Raw genomic sequence first — 21,252 nt, 5'->3', positions numbered from 1 at the left:
CCTGTTGCGCTCGGAGCGGGCTCAGGCCGACCGGGCCTGATGGATGGGCAGTTCGACCCTGAATGTCGTACCGACGCCCACCTCGCTGTCTACGCGGATCTCGCCACCATGACGCTTGATGATTCCGTACGAAAGTGACAATCCCAGCCCGGTGCCCTGGCCGATGGGCTTCGTCGTGTAGAACGGATCGAAGATCTTTTGCAGGCTTTCGCCAGGAATGCCACAACCATTGTCTGCGACTTCGATCCATACCCACTTGTCACTGGCACCGGTTCGCAGGGTAACTCTGCCACGCTCGGCCCCCATCGCCTGGGTGGCATTGACCAGCAGATTCATGATTACCTGATTGATCTGCGAAGGCAGGCATTCGACCGGCGGCAATGGGCTGTAATCCTTGACAAGGTCCGCCTTGTGCCTGAGTTCGCTGGCAACAATGTTCAGCGTTGACTCTATGCCTTGATGCAAGTCTGCCACTTGCCAGTCATGGCTGGTCTCTACTCGCGAAAAGTCCTTGAGGTCCTTGACGATCCGCGCAACGCGGCTGATACCGTCCTTGGATTCGCGGATCAGCGCCGGAATATCCTCCAGCAAGTAATCCAGCTCGATTTCCGTGCGCAACTTCGCCAGCTCCGCGCCGAGCGCGTTCGGAAGCAGGGTATTTTCCGCGTCAGCATATGCCTTCAGCATGTCCTGCAAACGGCCGAAATAGTCGTCCAGTGCACCGAGGTTGGAAGAGACAAAACCAATCGGGTTGTTGACTTCATGGGCTACGCCGGCTGCCAGTTGACCGAGCGAGGCGAGCTTTTCGGACTGGACCAACTGGTTCTCGAGCAACCGGCGTTCATCCACCTCGCGCTGCAGTGCTGCGCTGGCTTGGGTAAGTGCCTGGGTACGCCGTTCGACCCGCTGTTCCAATTCGTCGTTGGCACTCACCAGCGCTCGGTTTACACGGTTTATTTCGGCGTAGCTACGCGTTAGCCACATCCCCATGTACAGCAATAGCAATACCAGCAGGGTGGAAAACACCAACAGGTAGAAATGGTATCGCTGAGCCGCCAGCGCTGCTGCTTGCTCGTCGCGGTCCAGCATCAGCGCAATGGCGTCCAGACTCTCGGCGATCGGAACCGCCTCGATCGCTTCGAGCAGTTGATCGACCTTGGGTTGCTCACGAAGAATCAACTCTATGTGTTTGCTGATGGTATCGATGGGCACCTGAAAATTGACAGGCAAGCGCTCCTTGTTGACCGAAAGATTGTTCAGTCCGACAAGGATGTCGGCAGCTTTTTCATCTGTTGTGGTATGGGCAAACTCAAGGCTGCTCAACATCAAGTCGTAGGTATCGCTGGTGATTCTGCGCAGACGCAGTGTATCGGCATCGACCAATTGACGAAGGTGCACCTGTATTACATCGGCCGCAGCCGGGAGAAAAGCCAGGGAATTTCGCAGGATCGCATTGTGCGTCTTGAAGCGCGAGACCAACAGGACCTTGTCGTCAAAGGCCTGTTGGTAATCGCGAAAAGCCTTCTGCCAAGCGAGCATTTCTGTTTTTTGATGACGCCCTTCCAGCGTGCCGAACTCCCGCCATAGGCGCTTCATTTCGATCAACGGCAGCACCAGCGGGTCGTAGTTGTAATTGGTGGTGGTGCGCGCCTTGAGCACTGCCCCCTCCCACTGTGCATCGTACTGCTTGATCTGGCGAATCAGATCGCGCGCCTGGGCGTAGTTGCCACTTTCATCGGACCTGGACATCCAGTACAGGTAGACCAGCACGGAAGCCAGCGACATGGCGCACGCAGCCAACAGCAGCAGACTGCGCCGAGCGTTCAACCTCATAGCGGTTTACCCTCCCATTGGCCGGTGAGGGTCTGGAGAAACTTGATGATCAGCGCTTTATCATCGTCGCTCGGCGTACGTCCCAACTGATAATGAAACATGGCATCGACGGCTGCTTCCAAGGTGGGCGCCGAACCGTCATGAAAGTAGGGGGCAGTCACCTCCACGTTTCGCAGGCTTGGAACTTTGAACAGGTGGAGGTCGTCCGGGTCACCTGTCACGTTGTAGCGCCCCTGATCTGCCACGGTAACATTGCCACGGTTGGTGAAATAATCATCGAAAACACCGAACTTCTGCAGCATGTTGCCGCCGATATTCACACCCTGGTGGCAGGCTATACAACCGTACTCCTGGAAGCGCTGATAGCCATGCTTCTCTTCCAGGCTGAGGCTGCTGGTGTCTCCTTTCAGATAGCGATCGAAGCGTGAATCGGGTGTGAGCAGCGTGCGCTGGTACGTAACCAGGGCATCTTTGACATCAATGGTGGTCACCGGCTTGCCATAGGCTTCGGCAAACCCCGTCTGGTAAGCCGGATCGTCAGCAATTCGTTGAAGCACGGTAGCCCAGCCATCTTCTTTGCCGTCCGTATTACCGGTTGCCAGGTGCACCAGGCCGTCAAACGATTGCGCGCGCCCATCCCAGAACTGCAGGAAGTTCAGGCTGGCGTTGAAGACGCTGGGTGTGTGAACTGGCAAGGGTTTGCCATCTGCACCAGGCGAGCGCGCCTGCCCGTCTGCGCCACCACGATCCAGGCGATGGCAATCGGCGCAGGACTGGCTGTTATCGAGGGACAAACGCGAGTCATTGAACAGTTTGCGCCCCAGTTCCACCCGGGCAGGGTCAAGCTCAGGCACCGCCGGCAATGGCGTGAGCGGCCCACCAATGCTCTGTGCCAGCCCCCATGCCGGCAAAACCACAAGTATCGAGGCAACGATGCGAACCTGCAGACAAGTCGGCACAGCACAACCCTCCCTGGCGAGATGCACCTGCCTCCGAGCATAGTGAGGCCAACAGACAAAAGCTAACGGCGGGGGCAAATATCATCTAGGCTGTGGCCAGGGAGTAGTCTGGCCGAGACCGGCAGGGAGGGACCCCATGGAGCTACCCGTTACCGATGGCGCAGCAGACAAGCCGGTGATACTTCTGGTTGACGACGAGCCCTCGATTCTCAGCAGCCTTCGTCGTCTACTTCGCAACCAACCCTACGAACTCCTCCTTGCCGAAAGCGGTGCCGACGCCCTGCAACTGCTCCAACAACGCCCGATCAATCTGGTGATGAGTGATGCGCGCATGCCAAACATGGACGGGGCAACACTGTTGGCCCACGTACATGAGCGTTTTCCCGACACGTTGCGCATTCTGCTTACGGGGTACGCTGACACGGACACCATCGCAAAAGCCATCAATGATGGGCACATCTATCGTTACATCAGCAAACCCTGGAATGATGAAGAGCTGTTGGTCACCTTGCGCCAGGCATTGGCCCACCAACATTCGGAAAGCGAGCGAAAGCGCCTGGAACAGCTGACTCAGGTTCAGATCACGCAACTCAAGGCGCTTAACGAAAGCCTTGAACAGCGTGTAGCGGCGCGCACCGCCGAGTTGCAGCAAACTGCCGACATGCTTGACCTTGCCTACGAAGAACTCAAGCGCAGTTACGTGACCAGCACCGAGTTCTTTTCGCAGTTAGGCAACATGCGTCTGCCCAAGGCCAAGCAGACCAACCGGCAAGTCATAGAATTGATACGGGTGTATTGCACCAGCCATGGACTGGACGAAGGTACCTGTCGCAACCTGACCATGGCTGCAGCCCTCTACAACATCGGCAAGATGAGCTGGACCGACAGCATGCTCACCTGCCCCGCCGATCTCATACCTCCACAAGAGCGCGAACTGTACCGGTCGTACCCGAAACAGAGCGAAGCGCTGGTCATGACCCTGGAGCCAATAAAAGAGGCTGCACAGCTCATACTTCACCACCAGGAACGCTGGGATGGCAGCGGTTTTCCGGGCCACCTGAAGGGCGCGGCAATTCCACTGGGCGCCCGCTGGTTGAAAATGGCCGTGGATTTCATCGAATTGCAGCGCGGACTGATCCTGGATCGCCAGCTCAATAGCGATGAGGCACTGCTCTACATACGCAAGTATGCTGGAAAGCTGTATGACCCAGACTTGGTGGAAGACTTCGTCAACGTCTGTGCCGAGTATATGCGCGACATTACCTTGACCGACCCGGCGATCAAGGTATTGAGCACGCACGAACTGGCGGATGGCATGATACTGGCGCGCAACCTCAACGCCGACAACGGCATGCTGCTATTGAATGCCGGCAAGGTACTGAACGGTGCGCTGGTGAAAAAACTGATTGCCTTCGAAGAAATGGAAGGTGGCAGATACAGCGTGTTCGTCAGGGTTCCCGAGCAGGCAGGCAGCCTGCAGCCATCGCCCGCAACGGCAGGCTGACCCCGTTGCGGGCAGGTGCTGAAATCCGTTCGTCGTGCATCGTGGCAAGCGGGGTGCCTGGCCGTCCCCGTATGACTGCCGGCACTACTACCAGCCAACGGCTATCCTTCAGGTTTCGGTAGGAGGGCGTATGTGCGGAAGGCTCAGCCAGTACCGTGGCATACATGACTTCGTTGAAACCCTGAGCCTGCCAGAGGCCTGGCGGAACAACGTCGGCGACCAGCCGCTTGGCCGGTACAACATCGCGCCGACCACGCCGGTGGCAGTACTGCGGATGGATGATGCAGGCCCACGAGCGGACCTGGTGAACTGGGGATGGCGGCCGCACTGGGCGACCGATCGCGCTGCGCCGATCAACGCCCGCGTCGAGAAGGTGGCGCATGGCCCATTCTTCCGGGAGATCTGGCCGCACCGGGCCATCACCCCAATCGACGGCTGGTACGAATGGGTTGATGAAGGTGGGCCGAAGAAGCAGCCGTACTACATCCGCCGCCAGGATGGGCGCCCTGCCCTTTGCGCCTCGATCGGCCAATTCACCGGCACAGAGCGCGACGGGTTCGTCATCATTACCGCCGACGCTCAAGGCGGAATGGTCGATGTTCACGACCGCCGGCCTGTCGTGTTGTCGCCAGAACTGGCGTACGAGTGGATCGCGGCAACAATGCCGAGCGAGCGCGCAGAACAACTGGTGCTCAACCTGGGTGAGCCGGCCGAAGCCTTCGACTGGTACCGGGTGGGTATCGCCGTGGGGAATGTGCGTAACCAAGGTGCCGAGCTGATGAACCCGCTTCAGTGAATGGAGGCAAATCCTTTCCGCGCGCTTTGGTATCAGAAATCGACCTGTACGGAACCCGTTTGAACAGCTTGGACAGATACCACGGGCCGATCACCACTTTTGGGCTACTGCTCATTCCCCCAGCACCAACGTCAATCCCGCTCGGCTCTTTGGCTGGCCTCCGGAGGGGAGTACGCCATGCGATACTCGCCAAGTCGACGAAAAGGTGACTGCTTTATCCAGGGCTGAGCCTTGTGCAAAATAAACAGCTGTAAAGCCCAGAAGCCAAGGCAGAACGTTGTTCTTCCGCCACTCTCCAATGGCATTTCATAAGACAGTGCCACGCCAGCGAACATGATGCTGACAAAGAAGAAACCGCTGGCCAGGGCATTCGCCAGAAAATTGAGCCTGGGCCACTTTTCTGGCAGCAGCTCCAGCGGCCCCAGCGCAATCAGAGCAATGCCGAAAGGCACCGAATACATGATAAATGACGCGGATGGGTCCCCGTATCGCAAGATCGCTATCCAAATTGCAAGCCATACGAACGCTGCCGTTGGAGATCTAGTCGGCTTTACTCGTAAGCCAAACGCCCTGAACCTTCGCAAAAAATCCATTACCAATCTCCCTGTTTGGTAAGCGGGGGGAGAATATCACCCCCTTTCAAACAATGACGCCTCCCCGATGAGGCCAACGCTTGGAGCATCCATGACGATGGAATGGCCTGCGCGCTCCAACGGTGTGCTCAGGGGCAAAGCGCATTTCACCGAATTGCCGTCTATCTTCCCGTCCGGGAAGAATGGAGAGCACGTAAAACCTGCACCACCAGTGGCGCACCGTGTGCTGCATCGACGCGCTGAGCCGCTACTACCCATCGGTGGCCGCTTAGTAGCCCGAACAACCAGCATCACTTCAGCCTGACGTTAACTGCCCGATGCCCTGCTCCCCATCGCAGGCTGCACCGGAGTGTTATTTAAATGTGCAGCGATGCAGGATCGTAAGCGCGGCGCCTGCGATCATTGCGATGAGGATCGTATCCCTGCCATCAGCCATACAGAGCTGGCCAAGCACAGAATGAGGATGGAGATCGAAGCAGGCAGGTGAAACTGGTGATATCCAGCCAATCCGAAGCCGGCATGGACAAGGAACGTGATCAGGCCTAGGCCAACACAAACTTTGGCGAAAAACACCGCGTTGACCGTACCCAGCAACACGCTTCGATAACCAACCAGCAACACTGGTATTGCCAAGATATTGAACAGGAGAAAGCCCTGTACCCCACCAGGTAGGAAAAACATCTCCCACTCGTGCCAATACGCGGCATCTATTTGATGAAGAATCAGTGCAAGCATCGTTACGAAATAGCTTCTTTCCATGTAAGCAATCCCTTCAGCTAGTGGTGATCATCCCTGAGCAAAGCGCTGACGATGATATCTCGCGCCTCTATGCGACGCTTAGAAATATTCGCAGATCATTGCTGCTCAACGAGCGCGCTGAATGCCATCCAGCAGGCCCAGAGGATGGCAACGCTCCGGCGCGTGGTATCCAGGTCAGCGCACCCGGTCAGCCCATTTGTGTTCCAACCGAGCAAAGGTGGGCTGTGGATCAACGAGCCAAGTGTTACAATCCGCCACTTCAAATCGGCGCTCAAGGCGCTGAACATCCGTGAACGCCGTCAGTACGACACCCGCCACACCTACGCCACCATGTGCCTGATGTCTGGGATGAACCCCGCGTTCATCGCGAACCAGCCTGGTCACAGCGTTGAGATGTTGCTTTCTACCTACGCGAAATGGATCAGCTCCTCCTCGGACTGGAGGGAGCTGGAGAAGCTGCCGCCCCGAGTCGAATTGGCCCAAAATTGGCCCAAAACTGACGAGAGGGCCTAAATACACCTCTGGAACCCCCGCAGGACAAGCACTTGATTTCTACCGCCAACATCACCATGCAGTTCGGCTCCAAGCCGCTGTTCGAAAACGTTTCCGTCAAATTCAACAACGGCAACCGCTACGGCCTGATCGGCGCCAACGGTTGCGGCAAGTCGACCTTCATGAAGATCCTCGGCGGTGACCTGGAGCCGTCCGGCGGCCAGGTCATGCTCGAGCCGAACACGCGCCTGGGCAAGCTGCGCCAGGACCAGTTCGCCTATGAGGAATTCACCGTGATCGACACGGTGATCATGGGCCACGGCCAACTGTGGAAGGTCAAGGCCGAGCGCGATCGCATCTACTCGCTGCCGGAAATGACCGAGGAAGACGGCATGGCCGTCGCCGAACTGGAAACCGAATTCGCCGAGATGGACGGCTACACCGCCGAATCACGCGCCGGTGAACTGCTGCTGGGCCTGGGTATTCCGCTGGAACAGCACTTCGGCCCGATGAGCGAGGTGGCTCCGGGCTGGAAGCTGCGTGTCCTGCTGGCCCAGGCGCTGTTCTCGGACCCGGACGTACTGCTGCTCGACGAGCCGACCAACCACCTGGACATCAACACCATCCGCTGGCTGGAAAACATCCTCACCGCGCGCAACAGCACCATGGTGATCATTTCCCACGACCGGCACTTCCTCAACAGTGTCTGCACCCACATGGCCGACCTGGACTACGGCGAGCTGCGCGTGTTCCCGGGCAACTACGACGAGTACATGACCGCTGCCACCCAGGCCCGCGAGCAGCTGCTGTCGGACAACGCCAAGAAGAAAGCCCAGATCGCCGAACTGCAGACCTTCGTCAGCCGCTTCTCGGCCAACGCCTCCAAGGCCAAGCAGGCCACCTCGCGGGCCAAGCAGATCGACAAGATCCAGCTGGCCGAGGTCAAGCCGTCGAGCCGGGTGAGCCCGTTCATCCGCTTCGAGCAGACCAAGAAACTGCACCGCCAGGCTGTTACCGTCGAAAAAATGGCCAAGGCGTTCGACGACAAGGTGCTGTTCAAGGACCTGGGCTTTACCATCGAGGCTGGCGAGCGCGTGGCGATCATCGGCCCAAACGGTATCGGCAAGACCACCCTGCTGCGCACCCTGGTCGGTGAAATGACCCCGGACAAGGGTGAAGTGAAGTGGACCGACAGCGCCGAAGTGGGCTACTACGCCCAGGACCACGCCCACGACTTCGAAGACGACATGACCCTGTTCGACTGGATGGGCCAGTGGACCTCCGGCGAGCAGGTGATCCGCGGCACCCTCGGGCGCATGCTGTTCTCCAACGACGAGATTCTCAAGTCGGTGAAGGTGATTTCCGGTGGTGAGCAAGGCCGCATGCTGTTCGGCAAGCTGATCCTGCAGAAACCGAACGTGCTGGTGATGGACGAGCCGACCAACCACCTGGACATGGAATCGATCGAAGCGCTGAACCTGGCGCTGGAGAACTACCCGGGCACCCTGCTGTTCGTCAGCCATGACCGTGAGTTCGTGTCTTCGCTGGCTACGCGCATCATCGAGCTGTCGGCTGATGGCGTGGTGGACTTCAGCGGTACCTACGACGATTACCTGCGTAGCCAGGGTGTGCTGGTCTGATTGATGCGGCGGCCTGGCCATCTTGTATGGCTGGGCCGGCCTCTTCGCGGGCACGCCCGCGAAGAATTCACCGCCGATCCCACGGGCTGGCACTGCCCGACGAATAATTCGTTAGCCTGCTTTCATTTCCTTCGCGCAACGGCCATGATGGGGCCACGCCCAACCGCCCGCCCGCGAACGAGCCCATGACCGCGCAACAACCTGCCCCCGCCAGTAACACGCTGCAAATCACCCTGCAGATCCTGTCGATCGTTTACTACACCTTCATCGCCTTCCTCTGCATCGGCCTGCCGATCGCCGTGCTGCCCAGCCATGTGCACGACCAGCTGGGGTTTGGCGCGGTGGTCGCCGGGCTGACCATTGGCCTGCAATACCTGGCCACGCTACTCAGCCGCCCGTTTGCCGGGCGCGTGGCCGATACCCTGGGGGGCAAGCAGGCCATTCGCTTCGGCTTGCTGGGGATTGCCGGCTGCGGGGTGTTGACCCTGCTCTCGGCCTGGACCCTGACGCTACCGCTGCTGAGCCTGGCGCTGTTGCTCGGCGGGCGCCTGCTGCTGGGCATCGCCCAAGGGCTGATCGGCGTGGCCACGCTGAGCTGGGGCATCAGCCAGGTCGGGCCCGAACACACCGCCAGGGTGATTTCGTGGAACGGTATCGCCTCCTATGGCGCCATCGCCATTGGTGCCCCCTTGGGTGTACTGGCCGTCGACGGGCTGGACTTCAGCGTGCTGGGGCCGGCATTGCTGGTGCTGGCGGTATCTGCCCTGCTGGTACTGCGCAAGCGGCCGGACGTGGTGGTGGTGCGTGGCGAGCGCCTGCCCTTCTGGTCGGCCTTCGGCCGGGTCGCACCGTGCGGTCTGGGCCTGACCCTTGCCTCTATCGGCTACGGTACCCTGACCACCTTCGTCACCCTGTATTACCTGGAGCGCGGCTGGGTGGGCGCAGCCTGGTGCCTGAGTGCCTTTGGCGTGTGTTTCATCATTTCCCGGCTGCTGTTCGTCAATGCGGTCAACCGCTTTGGTGGCTACAACGTGGCGGTCGCGTGCATGGCCACCGAAGTGCTCGGCCTGAGCCTGCTGTGGCTGGCACCGTCGCCGCCGTGGGCGCTGATCGGTGCCGGGCTTACCGGTTTCGGGCTATCGCTGGTCTACCCGGCGCTGGGGGTTGAAGCAATCAAGCAGGTACCCAGCAGCAGCCGTGGTGCAGGGCTGGGAGCCTACGCCGTGTTCTTCGACATGGCCCTGGCCATCGCCGGGCCGGTGATGGGCGCAGTGGCCGCACATCTGGGCTATGCCTCGATCTTCTGTGTGGCCGCGTTGCTCGCCCTGGCCGGTGTCGGCCTAACGCTGTTGCTGGCGCGGCGCGCCACTCACCGCTGAACGCTCGGCCGGCTCCGGCGCGCCCAACGCCTGGCTGAAGAACACCGCGGCTTCCTGCTGCAGGGAATGGTGGATGTGCCGACGATCCACACCTGCGGCGTCCTTGCACAACGCCGGCATCCGCACGGACTGCTCGGCATCGCAATGGGCCATGAACACGAAGTGCCCGGCGCCGGCCAGCAGGCGATAGTCCGGTGTGACCGGCAACTTGCGGGCCAGGGCTTCGGCATTGCGGTCCACCGCCACCAGCTGGTCGCTGTCGCCACTGTAGATCAGCGCCGGCACCTGCACCCCGGCCAGGGCATGGCGCCCAAACAGCAGGCTGAGCGGCGCCATGAGCATCACGGCCCCCACCCGCTGGTCGGCCTCTGGCACCAGCTCGCTGCGGTCGGCAATCAGTACACCGTGGGTCTTGCAGGCGTCGGCGTCGTCAGGGCGCTCCAGGCAGTACTTGCGCAGGCGGTCCAGGTCCGGGCGCGCGCCTGAGAGGATCAAGGCAGTTTCACCACCGGCCGAGTAGCCGATCACCCCAACCTTGCCACCGTTCAGGTAAGGCCCCAGCAAGGCATCATCGCGGGCGGCCGTAATTGCGGCACTCACTTGCAGCGGCCGGCCGTACAGGTTGCTCAGGGTGCCCAGGCGGCTGTGGTCGCGGGCGTTGTCGCCGGGGTGCACCACCGCCACCACGATAAAACCCTGGCGCGCCAGCGACGTTGCCAGGTAGTGCAAGGCCAGCGGGCTGCCGGTATTGCCGTGGGACAGCACCAGCAACGGGAACTGGCCCAATGCTACCGGCGCCTCTTCACTCACATCGACCGGGTAGCCGTCTATCCGGCTGCTGCGGGTCTTGCCAATGGCCGGGTAGAACGCCAGCGCCTGCATGGGCCGGGCGTCGACCGGGTCGGCCAACGTCATGTGATGCAGGCCGGCAACCCAGGGTGCGGCCTCGGCATGGGCCAGAAGGCTACCGAGCAGGGCCAGCGCCAGCATGCAGCGAGAAAGAGTCATCGGCCGGCGGTTCCTTGCAGGGCGAAGAGATAGCCCAGCATAGAACCGGCCTGGGCTGCACAGGATGAAACCTGAATGAAACCGAAGTCATGCACTTCACGCCCGCGCCCTATGCATTTGCGCTTTTCGTCGAACCCGTGGCATAGATGCAGGTCCACGTCTCTACGTGACCGTTTCGCGCCATTTAAGGAGATTCACGCATGAGCAAGCCCGCCTACGTGCCACCCAAGGTCTGGCGCAACGACGCCGCGTCCGGTGGCCAGTTCGCCAGCATCAACCGCCCGGTTGCCGGCCCGACTCACGACAAGGACCTGCCGCAGGGCAAGCACCCGCTGCAGCTGTACTCCCTGGCCACGCCCAATGGCGTGAAGGTCACCATCGCCCTCGAAGAGCTGCTTGCCCTGGGCCATCTTGGGGCCGAGTACGATGCCTGGTTGATCCGCATTGGCGAGGGTGACCAATTCTCCAGCGGCTTTGTCCAGGTAAACCCCAACTCGAAGATCCCTGCCCTGCTCGACCGCAGCGTCGAGCCGCCGGTGCGGGTGTTCGAGTCGGGTTCGATCCTGCTGTACCTGGCGGAAAAGTTCGGTGCCTTGCTGCCGAAAGCGCCAGCTGCTCGCACCGAAAGCCTGAACTGGCTGTTCTGGCAAATGGGCGCGGCGCCATACCTGGGCGGCGGCTTTGGCCACTTCTATGTGTATGCGCCAGAAAAGTTCGAGTACGCGATCAACCGCTTCACCATGGAAGCCAAGCGTCAGCTGGATGTGCTCGACCGGCGCCTGGCCGAAAGCCGCTACCTGGGCGGCGAGGAATACAGCATCGCCGACATTGCCGTGTGGCCTTGGTATGGCCAGCTGGTACGCGGCAACCTGTATGGCGCGGCGGAGTTCCTGGCGGTGGACGAGTACAAGCATGTGCAGCGCTGGGCCGAGGAGATTGCCTTGCGCCCGGCGGTGCAGCGTGGCACACGGGTGAACCGGACCTGGGGGGATGAGGCCAGCCAGGTGCCAGAGCGGCATGCAGCGGCAGACCTGGACGAATAACACGGCCTCTTGTGGGAGCGGGTTTACCCGCGAATACCAGCGTAGCCCGGTGCCATCCACCGCAGCGCCTGCTTCGCGGGCATGCCTGCTCCCACAAGGCTCGAGCACAGCCGAGGGCTGCTGCTCAGCGAATCTGGTGCTTGTGCAGCAACCGATAGAAAGTCGGCCGCGATATACCTAGCACCTTGGCCGCCACACTCATGTTGTCACTGTGCCGGCTGAGTACATCGCACAGCGCCTGGCGCTCGGCTTGGTGCTTGTACTCTTCCAGCGTGCCCAGCGGTTGCTGTACCTGGTCCAGGGGCTGCAAACCAAGGTCCTGTGCCTCGATTTGCCGGCCTTCTGCGAGCACCAGCCCGCGCCTTACCCGGTTGGCCAACTCGCGGACATTGCCCGGCCAGTCATGCCGGCCCATGGCCGCCAGGGCATGCTCGCTGAACGAGCGCGGTCGACGCCCGGTTTCAAGGCTGTAGAAATGGGCAAAATGACTGGCCAGCATCGCCAGGTCGCCATGCCGGTCTCGCAATGGTGCGGTCACTACCTGCAACACGTTCAGGCGATAATACAGGTCTTCGCGAAAGCGCCCTTGCTCGATGGCCCTTTCCAGGTCCACATGGGTAGCCGCCAGCACCCTGACATCCACCGGGATCGGCTGGCTGCCCCCCACGCGCTCGATGTGCTTTTCCTGCAGAAAGCGCAGCAGGTTGGCCTGCAACTCCAGCGGCAAATCGCCAATTTCGTCGAGAAACAGCGTGCCACCATGAGCCGCTTCGATGCGCCCGGCCTTGCGCTGATGAGCACCCGTGAAAGCGCCCTTTTCATGGCCGAACAGTTCCGACTGGATCAGGTGCTCGGGGATTGCCCCGCAGTTGATGGCAATGAACGGTTGCTCGCTGCGTTGCGACTGGCGATGCAGGGTGCGGGCCACCAGTTCCTTGCCGGTGCCGCTTTCACCACAGATCAGCACCGGCGATTCAGTGGGCGCCAGCTTGCCCAGCAGCTTGCGCAGTTCGCGGATCGGGCGGCTATCACCGAGCAGTTCGTGGCTTGTTTCATCCACCCTCGCCATCCCTTTGCCGCGCAGGCGCGCCATTCCGAAGGCCCGGCCCAGCGTGACTTGAACGCGGGAAACGTCGAACGGCAAGGTGTGGAAGTCAAAGAACCATTCACAAACAAAATCGCCGACGGCCGGCATGCGCAATTGTTCGGCGCTGAGCACGGCAATCCATTCGGTGTTGCTGCGTTTGATCAAGTCCTTGACCCCGTCCGGGCGCCTCAGGTGCGATGCCTGTAAGCGCAACAGGCCCACATCGCAGGGATGATCCAACGCGGCGCCGAGCATGCAGCTGTGCACATCCCAGCCTGCGCTGCGCAATCCGGGTAACAAACGATGGCAGTCATCGCAGGGGTCGACGATGAGCAAACGGCGTTGGGCGGCAGGCTGCTGCATGACCAATCCTTGGCGCCAGTTTTCAGTTTTTTGAAATAAAACAGTAAGTTGTGGCGCCCGATTAACAGTAGCAACTAAGTTGACGGTTCCCAGTACCGTCTGTCTGCCGAATCATTTTTTTACAATGCGTGACGGGAATTTTCGCACTTTATCGACATCACATGGCGGCATGGGCAAGAACGGATTCGACCCTGGCAAAATTTTTTACAACCAATGTGTGACTCGCCCCCGGACAACGAGCATCAGTACACATAACCCCGCGCTGCACTTCGCGATAACCGAGGCGACTTCGAAGCAACGCGGACTTTATCTGGATGTTTGGGACCATAGAGAGACCGAACCATGAATGCCCCGCTCCGTGTCAACGAAGCACTGCTGATTGCCGACCACGCCTTCGAACCTTTCCAGTGCGTAGCCTGGGATGCACCCAACGGTACTGGTGAACTGAGCCTGGCAGTGATCGACCGGACCAGCACCCGCATCGGCAGCAAGCAAGTGTCTTCACGCATCTATTCCGACCCGGCCCAGTGGGCCAGCCTGATCGAGGAAGTGCGCGCTGAACTGTGCGAAAAAGGTTACGACCTGCAACCGTGGTCAATGCCGAAATAATATCGGCCGGCAAACCAAGTGCGTGCGTCGCCACGCACTTGTACAACTTCCGGGTTGCTGTTCTGGCAACTTTTCTTATTGCGGCATAGTGTCGCACCGGTGCTTTTTCAATCCACCAACCTGAACTGTTGCAGGTGCTGGTAATCCGCCTGAAGTTGCTGCGCCAGGCGCTGCGCACGGCCCAGGCGCACCGGCGCCAGTTCCATGTCCACCAACAGAGTGGCGCAAGGCATCGGCTGCACGGTATTCCAGTGTTGCAGGCGACCGTCGGTGAACACCAGGCAGCGTAACGCTTCTTCGGGGTGGGCCCGTTGCCGATCCTGCAACCAGTGCCGAGCCTGCTCCAGTGCAGCGATCAACGGCGTGCCACCACCAGCTCCCAAGGCTTGCAGCCACGGTTGCAAGGCGGCCGAGGCCTTCAGGCCGTGGCGCTGCCACTGCGGTGAGCGCCCGCTGGCGGTAAGCAGGGCCAACCGGGCACGTTGGCGGTAGGCTTGGTCGAACAGCGCCGCCAGCAGCCCTTTGGTTTGCGCCAACGCCTGGTGGCGACGGGTCGAGGCCGAAGCATCGACGATTACCAGCCACAGTTCTGCGGGCCTGGCCTGGCGTTGCTGCCAGCACAGGTCCTGGCGCTGGCGTGGCTGGCCCTTGAGCAGGGTCGGCAGCCAGGCCACCCGCCCGGCCGCAGCACTGCGCGCCCGGCCTCGGCTGGCACCGTATTGCTTACCTGCGCCTGCTTTGGCATCCGCCCCTTTGGCAGGTGACTGGGGGATGCTCAGGGCTTTTTTGCCCAGTTCGGCACCTCGCGGCGCGCGCCGCTGGCCACAGGCTGCGCCGGCATTGCGCCCCAGTCGCCCTGCCCGCCCTGTTCGCCAGGGTTGCCCGCGTCTTGTCGACCGGGTTGCTGTTCAGGCTGCTGCGGCGCCGCAGGCGGGTTGGCCTGGGGCGAAACGCGGCGGCGATGGCGCAAGGCGAACTCGGCCACTGCATCGACATCGGCCTCCTCGATGGCCTCGCCACCACGCCACGCACAGTGGGCGCGTGCGGCGCGCAGCCAGACCAGATCGGCGCGCAGCCCGTCGACCCCAGCGGCATAGCAGCGTTCGGTGATCCAGGCCAGCGCCTGGTCGTCCAGGGCAATGCCGGCCAGGGCCTGACGCGCCGCCTGGCAGCGCTCGCGCAATTGCGCCTGGGCCTCGGCCCATTGCGCGCAAAAGGCCAGCGGGTCGCTGTCGAAGGCCAGACGGCGGCGAATGATCTGTTGGCGCGCCTCAGGTTCGGGCAAGCCTTCCAGGGCCACATTGAGGCCAAAGCGGTCGAGCAACTGCGGGCGGAGTTCGCCCTCCTCCGGGTTCATGGTGCCGATCAGTACGAAGCGGGCACTATGCCGGTGCGAGATGCCGTCGCGCTCGATACGGTTGGTGCCACTGGCCGCCACATCGAGCAACAGGTCGACAAGCGTGTCGGGCAGCAGGTTCACCTCATCGACGTACAGCACGCCACCATCGGCCTGGGCCAGTACCCCAGGGGAGAACTGCGCCTTGCCCTGCCCCAGTGCGGCATCCAGGTCGAGGGTGCCGACCAACCGCTCTTCGCTGGCGCCCAGTGGCAGGGTCACGAACGGGCCCTCACCGAGCAGGTAGGCCAAGCCACGGGCCAGAGTACTCTTGGCCATGCCACGTGGCCCCTCGATCAGCACGCCGCCGATCTTCGGGTCGATTGCGGTCAGGCACAGCGCCAGTTTCAGGTCATCGGCACCGACCACGGCTGCCAGTGGAAATTGCACGGGTTCACTCATTTCAAGCCTGTTCCTCGCCGTCGAGCAGTTGTTCCTCGAGGGCTTCGCGGTAGTCACCCGGTGCCTGCCACAGACCGCGCTGCTGGGCCTCCAGCAAACGCTCGGTAAGGTCGCGCAGGGCCTCGGGGTTGTGCTCGCGCATGAAGTCGCGGGTCGCCGGGTCGAGCACGTAGGCATCGGCCAGCGCCTGGTAATGATGGTCGTCGATCAGCTGCGTGGTGGCGTCGAAGGCGAACAGGTTGTCGACCGTCGCCGCCATCTCGAAGGCGCCCTTGTAGCCGTGGCGCTTGGCCCCGTCGATCCATTTCGGGTTCAGCGCCCGGGCGCGGATGACCCTGTTCAGCTCTTCCTTGAGGGTGCGGATGCGCGGCCGGTTGGCCTGGCTATGGTCGCCGTGATAACTGGCAACTGCCGCACCGGACAAGGTTTCCGACGCCGCCAGCATGCCACCCTGGAACTGGTAATAGTCGTTGGAATCGAGCAGGTCGTGTTCGTGGTTGTCCTGGTTCTGCAGCACCGCCTGCACCTTGGCCAGGCGCTGGGCGAACTGTGCTCGGGCCGGGGTTCCGTCGTCGCTGGCGCCGTAGGCATAGCCGCCGTGGTTGAGGTAGACCTCTGCCAGGTCGTCGCGGCTGTGCCACAGGCGCCCGTCGATGGCGTTCTGCACCCCGGCGCCGTAGGCCCCGGGCTTGGCACCGAACACCCGCCAACCCGCCTGGCGCGCAGCCTGCTCGGGGTCCACGCCCTGCGCCTGCAGCGCGGCACGCTCGCTACGCACGCGGGCGGCCAGGGGGTTGAGATCGTCGGGCTCATCCAGCGCGGCCACGGCCTGCACTGCGGCATCGAACAGGCGGATGAGGTTGCCAAAGGCATCACGGAAAAAGCCGGAAACGCGCAAGGTCACGTCCACCCGCGGGCGGTCGAGCAGGCTGAGTGGCAGGATCTCGAAATCGTCGACCCGCTGGCTGCCGGTGGCCCACACCGGTCGGACGCCCATCAGCGCCATGGCCTGGGCGATGTCATCACCGCCGGTACGCATGGTTGCCGTGCCCCACACCGAAAGACCGAGCTGGCGCAGGTGATCGCCGTGGTCCTGCAGATGGCGCTCCAGGATCAGGTTGGCGGAGGCGAAGCCCAGGCGCCAGGCGGTGGTGGTGGGCAGGTTGCGCACGTCCACGGTATAGAAGTTACGACCGGTGGGCAGCACGTCCAGGCGACCACGACTGGGTGCGCCACTGGGGCCGGCGGGCACGAAACGCCCGGCCAGCGCCGCCAGCAGGCCATCCATTTCGGCGCTGCCGCAGGCGTCCAGGCTGGGTGCCACCGATTCTCGCAGCGTCCGTACCACATCGTGCACCGGCTGCCATTCGCTCTGGGCAGGTAAATGCACGGTGCCGCACAGCGCCTGGTCGATCAACTGCAGCGCCAACAGTTCGAGGCGTTCGCGGGTATCGCCACAGGTGCGCCAAGGCTCGCTGCTCATGGCCTGCAGTTGTTCCGGACGTGGCCCTTGCCACGGCTGGCCAAGTTCGCAATCGAGTGGATCGAAGCCTGGCACCAGCGCCTTGGCCAGGGCCCGCAACAGGCTGGCATTGCCACCGCGACCGTCGCCACGCTCGACCCGTAACAGCGCCAGCAAGGTATCCAGCCGCAGCCGGCCTTCCGGGGACTGGCCGAACACATGCAGGCCATCGCGAATCTGCGATTCCTTCAGGTCGCACAGGTAGGTATCCAGGCGTGGCAGCCACACGGCGGCATCGTCCAGTTGGCCTTCCAGCTGCAGTTCGCGGTCGATGTGGTTGGCCTTGACCAGTTCGAGAATGTCGCGCTGCAACTCGCGGGCGCGCCGCGGGTCGAGCAGCTGCGCTTCGTAGAACTCGTCGGCCAATTGCTCCAGGTGGCGCAACGGGCCATAGGTTTCGGCACGGGTCAGCGGCGGCATCAGGTGGTCGATGATCACCGCCTGGGTGCGGCGCTTGGCCTGGGCGCCCTCGCCCGGGTCGTTGACGATGAACGGATAGATGTTCGGCAGCGGGCCGAGCAAGGCGTCCGGCCAGCACTGCGCCGACAACCCGACGCCCTTGCCGGGCAGCCATTCTAGGTTGCCGTGCTTGCCGACATGGATCACCGCATCGGCGGCAAAGGCGTGGCGCAACCAGAAGTGAAATGCCAGGTAGCCGTGCGGTGGCACCAGGTCCGGGTCGTGGTACACCGCGCTGGGGTCCACCTGGTAACCGCGCGCCGGCTGGATGCCGACAAAGGTCAAGCCAAAGCGCAGGCCGGCCACCATCAGCCGGCCACTGCGGTACATCGGGTCCTGCTGCGGCGGCCCCCAGCGTTCCAGCACGGCCTGGCGGTTTGCCTCTGGCAGGCGCTCGAAGGCGGCCTGGTAGTCGACCAGGCTCAGGCTCTGCGCGCAGGGGCGCAGGTCCAGCTGGTCGAGGTCGTTGGTCACGCCACCGAGCAACTGATGGATCAGCTGCGTGCCGCTGCCCGGCAAGTCGGCCAGCGGATAGCCTTCGGCCTGCAGGGCCTTGAGTATGTTCAGCGCGGCCGCTGGCGTGTCCAGGCCAACGCCGTTGCCAATGCGGCCGTCCCGAGTCGGATAGTTGGCCAGCACCAGGGCCACGCGCTTTTGCGCATTCGGCAGGCGCGCCAGTTCGACCCAGCGGCGGGCCAGTTCGGCGACAAAATCCATGCGCTCGGGGTGGGCGCGGTAGCAGACCACATCGGACTGGCTGCGCTCGCTGCGCCAGGCCATGTCCTTGAAACTGACCGGGCGGGTGATGATGCGCCCGTCCAGTTCTGGCAAGGCAATGTGCATGGCCAGGTCACGCGCCCCCAGGCCCTGCTCGCTGGCTTCCCAGCCGGGCTGGTTGTCTTGCGCGCAGATGGCCTGCAGCACCGGGATGTCGCGACGGAACGGGCGCAGGTTTGGGCGTTCCGGGCTGGACAGGGCAAAGCCGGTGGTGTTGAGCAGCACCTCGGCACCTACTTCGTCCAACCAGGCTTCGACCTGCTCCAGGCAGGCGCTTTCCTTGAGGCTGGCCACGGCGATCGGCAACGGGTTGAGCCCGGCGGCCTGCAGGCGCTGGCAGAACACATCGATGAACGCGGTGTTGGCCGCCTGCAGGTGCGAGCGGTAGAACAGCAGTGGCGCCACCGGCTGTTCGGGATGCCACTGCGGGTACCAGTCCTCCAGGGTGGCGCTGCCCTTGGCCGGATGATACACGGCGGTGCGCGGCAAAGGCTGCGGCTCGTCCCAGGCATAGTCGCGGCCCAGCCACTGGCTGGCCAGGCAGTTGAACAGGTTGATGGCATTGGCCTTGCCGCCCTGGCGCAAGTAGTGCCAGAGGCGTTCGGCCTGCTCGCCGCTGACACTGCCCAGGCTGGTCAGCTCCGGGTCCGGGCGGTCGTCACCCGGCACCAGGATCAGCTGCACGCCACGGCCGGCCAACTCGACCAACTGCTCGACGCCATAGCGCCAGTAGCCGACGCCACCGTGCAGCGATACCAGGATGACCTTGGCATGGCGCAGCACCTGGTCGACGTACAGGTCGACCGAGGCATGGTTCTGTACCTGCATCGGGTTGGCCAGGCGCAGGCTGGGGTAATCCTCGGGCAATTGCTCGGCGGTATCGGCGAGCAATGCCAGGTGCGAATCGCCGCTGCAGAGAATCACCAGCTCGGCGGGCGTCTGGCCGAGGTCGGCAATGCTGTCATCCGGCACGAAGCCGCCGGGCTGGGTCCGCAGCAGGTGCATGGGTCAGGCGCCCAGTGCCTGGCGCAGGCGCGCTTCCAGCTGGGCGGCGTCGAGGTCCTGGCCGATCAGCACCAGGCGGGTGATGCGCGGCTCGTCGACGCGCCAGGCGCGGTCGAAGTGCTTGTCGAAACGGGTGCCCACGCCTTGTACCAGCAGGCGCATCGGCTTGCCCGGGATGGCAGCGAAGCCTTTGGCACGCAGGATGCCGAATTCCACCACCAGCTGGGTCAGGGCGTCGAGCAGCAGGCTTTCGTCGGCCTCGGGCAGGTCGATGGAGATGGAGTCGAAGGCGTCGTGGTCATGATCGTCATGGTCATCACCGTCATGGTGGGAATCATGGTGGGTACGGCGACCATCGATGTGCGCCTCGGACTCGGCGCCCACACCCAGCAGCACCTCCAGCGGCAGCTTGCCGCTGCTGGCCTCGACAACCTTGACCGCCGGAGGCAGTTCTTCGGCCACCTCGGCGCGCACCTTGGCCAGGCCTTCGGCGTCGATCAGGTCGGCCTTGTTCAGCACCACCAGGTCGGCGCTGGCCAGCTGGTCGGCGAACAGTTCGTGCAGCGGCGACTCGTGGTCCAGGTTGGGGTCGAGCTTGCGCTGGGCATCGACCTGGTCCGGGTAGGCGGCAAAGGTGCCGGCGGCCACGGCCGGGCTGTCGACGACCGTGATCACCGCGTCGACGGTGCAGGCATTGCGGATTTCCGGCCACTGGAAGGCTTGCACCAGCGGTTTGGGCAGAGCCAGGCCGCTGGTTTCGATGAGGATATGGTCCAGGTCGCCACGGCGTGCCACCAGCTCGCGCATCACCGGGAAGAACTCTTCCTGCACGGTGCAGCACAGGCAGCCGTTGGCCAGCTCGTAGACGCGGCCGGTGGCTTCTTCCTCGGTGCAACCGATGCTGCACTGCTTGAGGATTTCGCCGTCGATGCCCAGCTCGCCGAACTCGTTGACGATTACCGCAATGCGGCGGCCCTGGGCGTTGTCGAGCATGTGGCGCAGCAAGGTAGTCTTGCCCGAGCCGAGGAAGCCGGTGACGATGGTGACGGGGAGCTTGGCCAGTGTTTTCATGTCGCATTGCCCTTGGCAGATTGGCGCGGGCATGCAGGACGACAACCGCAGGCCAGGCCGGCCGGGCTTGTTCGCCACCGGATCACCCCGCCCGGTTGAAAGTCGAAAACGTGACGAGGCAGGTCTCCTGGCTTGCACCGTTCCATGTGCCCGCTGGTGCAGCGGTCTGGCGGGATGACGCCTTCCCGCGCGCGGGCGCAGTGGCTGTGTCGATCCGTTGTCGGTGCTTACAGTTGCGGGGGCAGCCGCGGCTTGTACCGCGTTCCCGTCTTAGCTTCGGCCTGGCCGAAGAACCTCGAAGTGGCAAGGCTACGCAGTGGCTGGCGGGTGGTCAACCATTGGCTCGCCTCGATTCTTGTAGCGCCTGTGAGATCGAGCGCCGCCCGCGCGGCGCTTCGCAGCACAAGGCTGCTCCTACATCTGTTTCGGGCCAATTATTCCTGAGGCAAAGGCGCGCGGTCCCTTGGTGTCCACCTCGATATCGTGCCGGACAAACAAGGCGGTCGCGCGCATTGGTACAGGCGTTACTGGCCCGAAACAGATGTAGGAGCAGCC

At 62.6% G+C, this 21,252-nt stretch carries 17 protein-coding genes and 1 riboswitch; of the genes, 7 read left to right on the top strand and 10 right to left on the bottom strand.

Annotated features, from left to right (window positions below):
• Positions 1-21: 21 nt before the first annotated feature.
• Together M1D87_RS12985 and M1D87_RS12980 are read right to left on the bottom strand one after the other, a co-directional pair.
• Positions 22-1,833 carry a DAHL domain-containing protein gene (locus tag M1D87_RS12985; protein ID WP_232881743.1) on the bottom strand — a complete coding sequence of 604 codons (1,812 nt, stop codon included), beginning with the start codon at positions 1,831-1,833 and terminating at the stop codon, positions 22-24.
• Positions 1,830-2,756 carry a cytochrome-c peroxidase gene (locus M1D87_RS12980; protein ID WP_232881750.1) on the bottom strand — a complete coding sequence of 309 codons (927 nt, stop codon included), beginning with the start codon at positions 2,754-2,756 and terminating at the stop codon, positions 1,830-1,832. The genes M1D87_RS12985 and M1D87_RS12980 overlap by 4 nt, the downstream gene beginning before the upstream one ends.
• Before the next feature lie 172 nt (positions 2,757-2,928).
• Here M1D87_RS12980 and M1D87_RS12975 point away from each other — a divergent pair, with 172 nt between their 5' ends.
• A complete protein-coding gene (locus M1D87_RS12975; protein ID WP_232881745.1) occupies positions 2,929-4,296 on the top strand; it encodes a response regulator c-di-GMP phosphodiesterase, NosR family in 1,368 nt (455 codons plus the stop codon).
• A gap of 130 nt (positions 4,297-4,426) precedes the next feature.
• On the top strand, positions 4,427-5,092 hold the full coding sequence (locus M1D87_RS12970) for an SOS response-associated peptidase (protein WP_123085623.1): 666 nt from the start codon (positions 4,427-4,429) through the stop codon (positions 5,090-5,092).
• A gap of 131 nt (positions 5,093-5,223) precedes the next feature.
• Here the strand turns inward: M1D87_RS12970 and M1D87_RS12965 are convergent, their stop codons facing one another.
• Positions 5,224-5,553 (bottom strand): hypothetical protein, encoded by a 330-nt coding sequence (locus tag M1D87_RS12965; RefSeq protein ID WP_232881747.1) that lies wholly within the window; start codon positions 5,551-5,553, stop codon positions 5,224-5,226.
• A 531-nt stretch (positions 5,554-6,084) separates the two neighbouring features.
• Positions 6,085-6,444 (bottom strand): DUF6713 family protein, encoded by a 360-nt coding sequence (locus M1D87_RS12960; RefSeq protein ID WP_061552408.1) that lies wholly within the window; start codon positions 6,442-6,444, stop codon positions 6,085-6,087.
• Positions 6,445-6,642: 198 nt separating this feature from the next.
• On the opposite strand from M1D87_RS12960, the gene M1D87_RS12955 reads away from it, so the two are divergent.
• The 3 genes from M1D87_RS12955 (at position 6,643) to M1D87_RS12945 (ending at position 9,955) form a co-directional block, all read left to right on the top strand.
• On the top strand, positions 6,643-6,957 hold the full coding sequence (locus M1D87_RS12955; protein ID WP_232881749.1) for a site-specific integrase: 315 nt from the start codon (positions 6,643-6,645) through the stop codon (positions 6,955-6,957).
• Positions 6,958-6,989: 32 nt separating this feature from the next.
• Positions 6,990-8,576, top strand: coding sequence for an ABC-F family ATPase (locus M1D87_RS12950; protein WP_013972511.1), 1,587 nt, complete (start codon positions 6,990-6,992; stop codon positions 8,574-8,576).
• A 185-nt stretch (positions 8,577-8,761) separates the two neighbouring features.
• On the top strand, positions 8,762-9,955 hold the full coding sequence (locus M1D87_RS12945) for an MFS transporter (RefSeq protein WP_123085621.1): 1,194 nt from the start codon (positions 8,762-8,764) through the stop codon (positions 9,953-9,955).
• On the opposite strand, the gene M1D87_RS12940 is transcribed toward M1D87_RS12945, so the two are convergent.
• The gene (locus tag M1D87_RS12940) at positions 9,917-10,963 is read right to left on the bottom strand and encodes an alpha/beta hydrolase family protein (RefSeq protein WP_123085620.1); all 1,047 of its coding nucleotides are present in this window, start codon (positions 10,961-10,963) and stop codon (positions 9,917-9,919) included. The genes M1D87_RS12945 and M1D87_RS12940 overlap by 39 nt on opposite strands.
• Positions 10,964-11,163: 200 nt before the next feature.
• Between M1D87_RS12940 and yghU the strand changes: the two genes are divergently transcribed.
• Complete coding sequence (gene yghU, locus M1D87_RS12935; RefSeq protein WP_013972508.1) at positions 11,164-12,006, top strand: glutathione-dependent disulfide-bond oxidoreductase; 843 nt, start codon at positions 11,164-11,166, stop codon at positions 12,004-12,006.
• 124 nt (positions 12,007-12,130) lie between these two features.
• On the opposite strand, the gene M1D87_RS12930 is transcribed toward yghU, so the two are convergent.
• A complete protein-coding gene (locus tag M1D87_RS12930) occupies positions 12,131-13,456 on the bottom strand; it encodes a sigma-54 dependent transcriptional regulator (protein ID WP_123085618.1) in 1,326 nt (441 codons plus the stop codon).
• Between the two features lie 342 nt (positions 13,457-13,798).
• Here M1D87_RS12930 and M1D87_RS12925 point away from each other — a divergent pair, with 342 nt between their 5' ends.
• A complete protein-coding gene (locus M1D87_RS12925) occupies positions 13,799-14,065 on the top strand; it encodes a hypothetical protein (RefSeq protein WP_013972506.1) in 267 nt (88 codons plus the stop codon).
• Positions 14,066-14,172: 107 nt separating this feature from the next.
• Here M1D87_RS12925 and M1D87_RS12920 read toward each other — a convergent pair whose 3' ends face one another.
• The 4 genes from M1D87_RS12920 to cobW form a co-directional block, all read right to left on the bottom strand.
• Positions 14,173-14,739 carry a vWA domain-containing protein gene (locus tag M1D87_RS12920; RefSeq protein ID WP_421091851.1) on the bottom strand — a complete coding sequence of 189 codons (567 nt, stop codon included), beginning with the start codon at positions 14,737-14,739 and terminating at the stop codon, positions 14,173-14,175.
• Positions 14,740-14,840: 101 nt separating this feature from the next.
• Positions 14,841-15,863 carry an ATP-binding protein gene (locus tag M1D87_RS12915; RefSeq protein ID WP_123085617.1) on the bottom strand — a complete coding sequence of 341 codons (1,023 nt, stop codon included), beginning with the start codon at positions 15,861-15,863 and terminating at the stop codon, positions 14,841-14,843.
• A 1-nt stretch (position 15,864) separates the two neighbouring features.
• The gene (gene cobN / locus M1D87_RS12910; RefSeq protein WP_123085616.1) at positions 15,865-19,626 is read right to left on the bottom strand and encodes a cobaltochelatase subunit CobN; all 3,762 of its coding nucleotides are present in this window, start codon (positions 19,624-19,626) and stop codon (positions 15,865-15,867) included.
• 3 nt (positions 19,627-19,629) lie between these two features.
• The gene (gene cobW / locus M1D87_RS12905; RefSeq protein WP_421091850.1) at positions 19,630-20,697 is read right to left on the bottom strand and encodes a cobalamin biosynthesis protein CobW; all 1,068 of its coding nucleotides are present in this window, start codon (positions 20,695-20,697) and stop codon (positions 19,630-19,632) included.
• Positions 20,698-20,797: 100 nt separating this feature from the next.
• Positions 20,798-21,010, bottom strand: a riboswitch (cobalamin riboswitch).
• Positions 21,011-21,252 lie beyond the last annotated feature (242 nt).

This window comes from Pseudomonas sp. SA233 (genome assembly GCF_054792385.1).
Note: the sequence above shows the minus strand (reverse complement) of the source record. Positions and strands in the feature narration are given on the sequence as shown.

Excerpts from the sequence above, each read along its gene's own strand:
- yghU (WP_013972508.1), top strand. The coding sequence starts at position 11,164 with ATGAGCAAGCCCGCCTACGTGCCACCCAAGGTCTGGCGCAACGACGCC.
- M1D87_RS12940 (WP_123085620.1), bottom strand. The coding sequence starts at position 10,963 with ATGACTCTTTCTCGCTGCATGCTGGCGCTGGCCCTGCTCGGTAGCCTT.
- M1D87_RS12915 (WP_123085617.1), bottom strand. The coding sequence starts at position 15,863 with ATGAGTGAACCCGTGCAATTTCCACTGGCAGCCGTGGTCGGTGCCGAT.
- M1D87_RS12965 (WP_232881747.1), bottom strand. The coding sequence starts at position 5,553 with ATGTATTCGGTGCCTTTCGGCATTGCTCTGATTGCGCTGGGGCCGCTG.
- M1D87_RS12960 (WP_061552408.1), bottom strand. The coding sequence starts at position 6,444 with ATGGAAAGAAGCTATTTCGTAACGATGCTTGCACTGATTCTTCATCAA.
- M1D87_RS12930 (WP_123085618.1), bottom strand. The coding sequence starts at position 13,456 with ATGCAGCAGCCTGCCGCCCAACGCCGTTTGCTCATCGTCGACCCCTGC.
- M1D87_RS12945 (WP_123085621.1), top strand. The coding sequence starts at position 8,762 with ATGACCGCGCAACAACCTGCCCCCGCCAGTAACACGCTGCAAATCACC.
- cobW (WP_421091850.1), bottom strand. The coding sequence starts at position 20,697 with ATGAAAACACTGGCCAAGCTCCCCGTCACCATCGTCACCGGCTTCCTC.
- M1D87_RS12970 (WP_123085623.1), top strand. The coding sequence starts at position 4,427 with ATGTGCGGAAGGCTCAGCCAGTACCGTGGCATACATGACTTCGTTGAA.
- cobN (WP_123085616.1), bottom strand. The coding sequence starts at position 19,626 with ATGCACCTGCTGCGGACCCAGCCCGGCGGCTTCGTGCCGGATGACAGC.
- M1D87_RS12975 (WP_232881745.1), top strand. The coding sequence starts at position 2,929 with ATGGAGCTACCCGTTACCGATGGCGCAGCAGACAAGCCGGTGATACTT.
- M1D87_RS12985 (WP_232881743.1), bottom strand. The coding sequence starts at position 1,833 with ATGAGGTTGAACGCTCGGCGCAGTCTGCTGCTGTTGGCTGCGTGCGCC.
- M1D87_RS12925 (WP_013972506.1), top strand. The coding sequence starts at position 13,799 with ATGAATGCCCCGCTCCGTGTCAACGAAGCACTGCTGATTGCCGACCAC.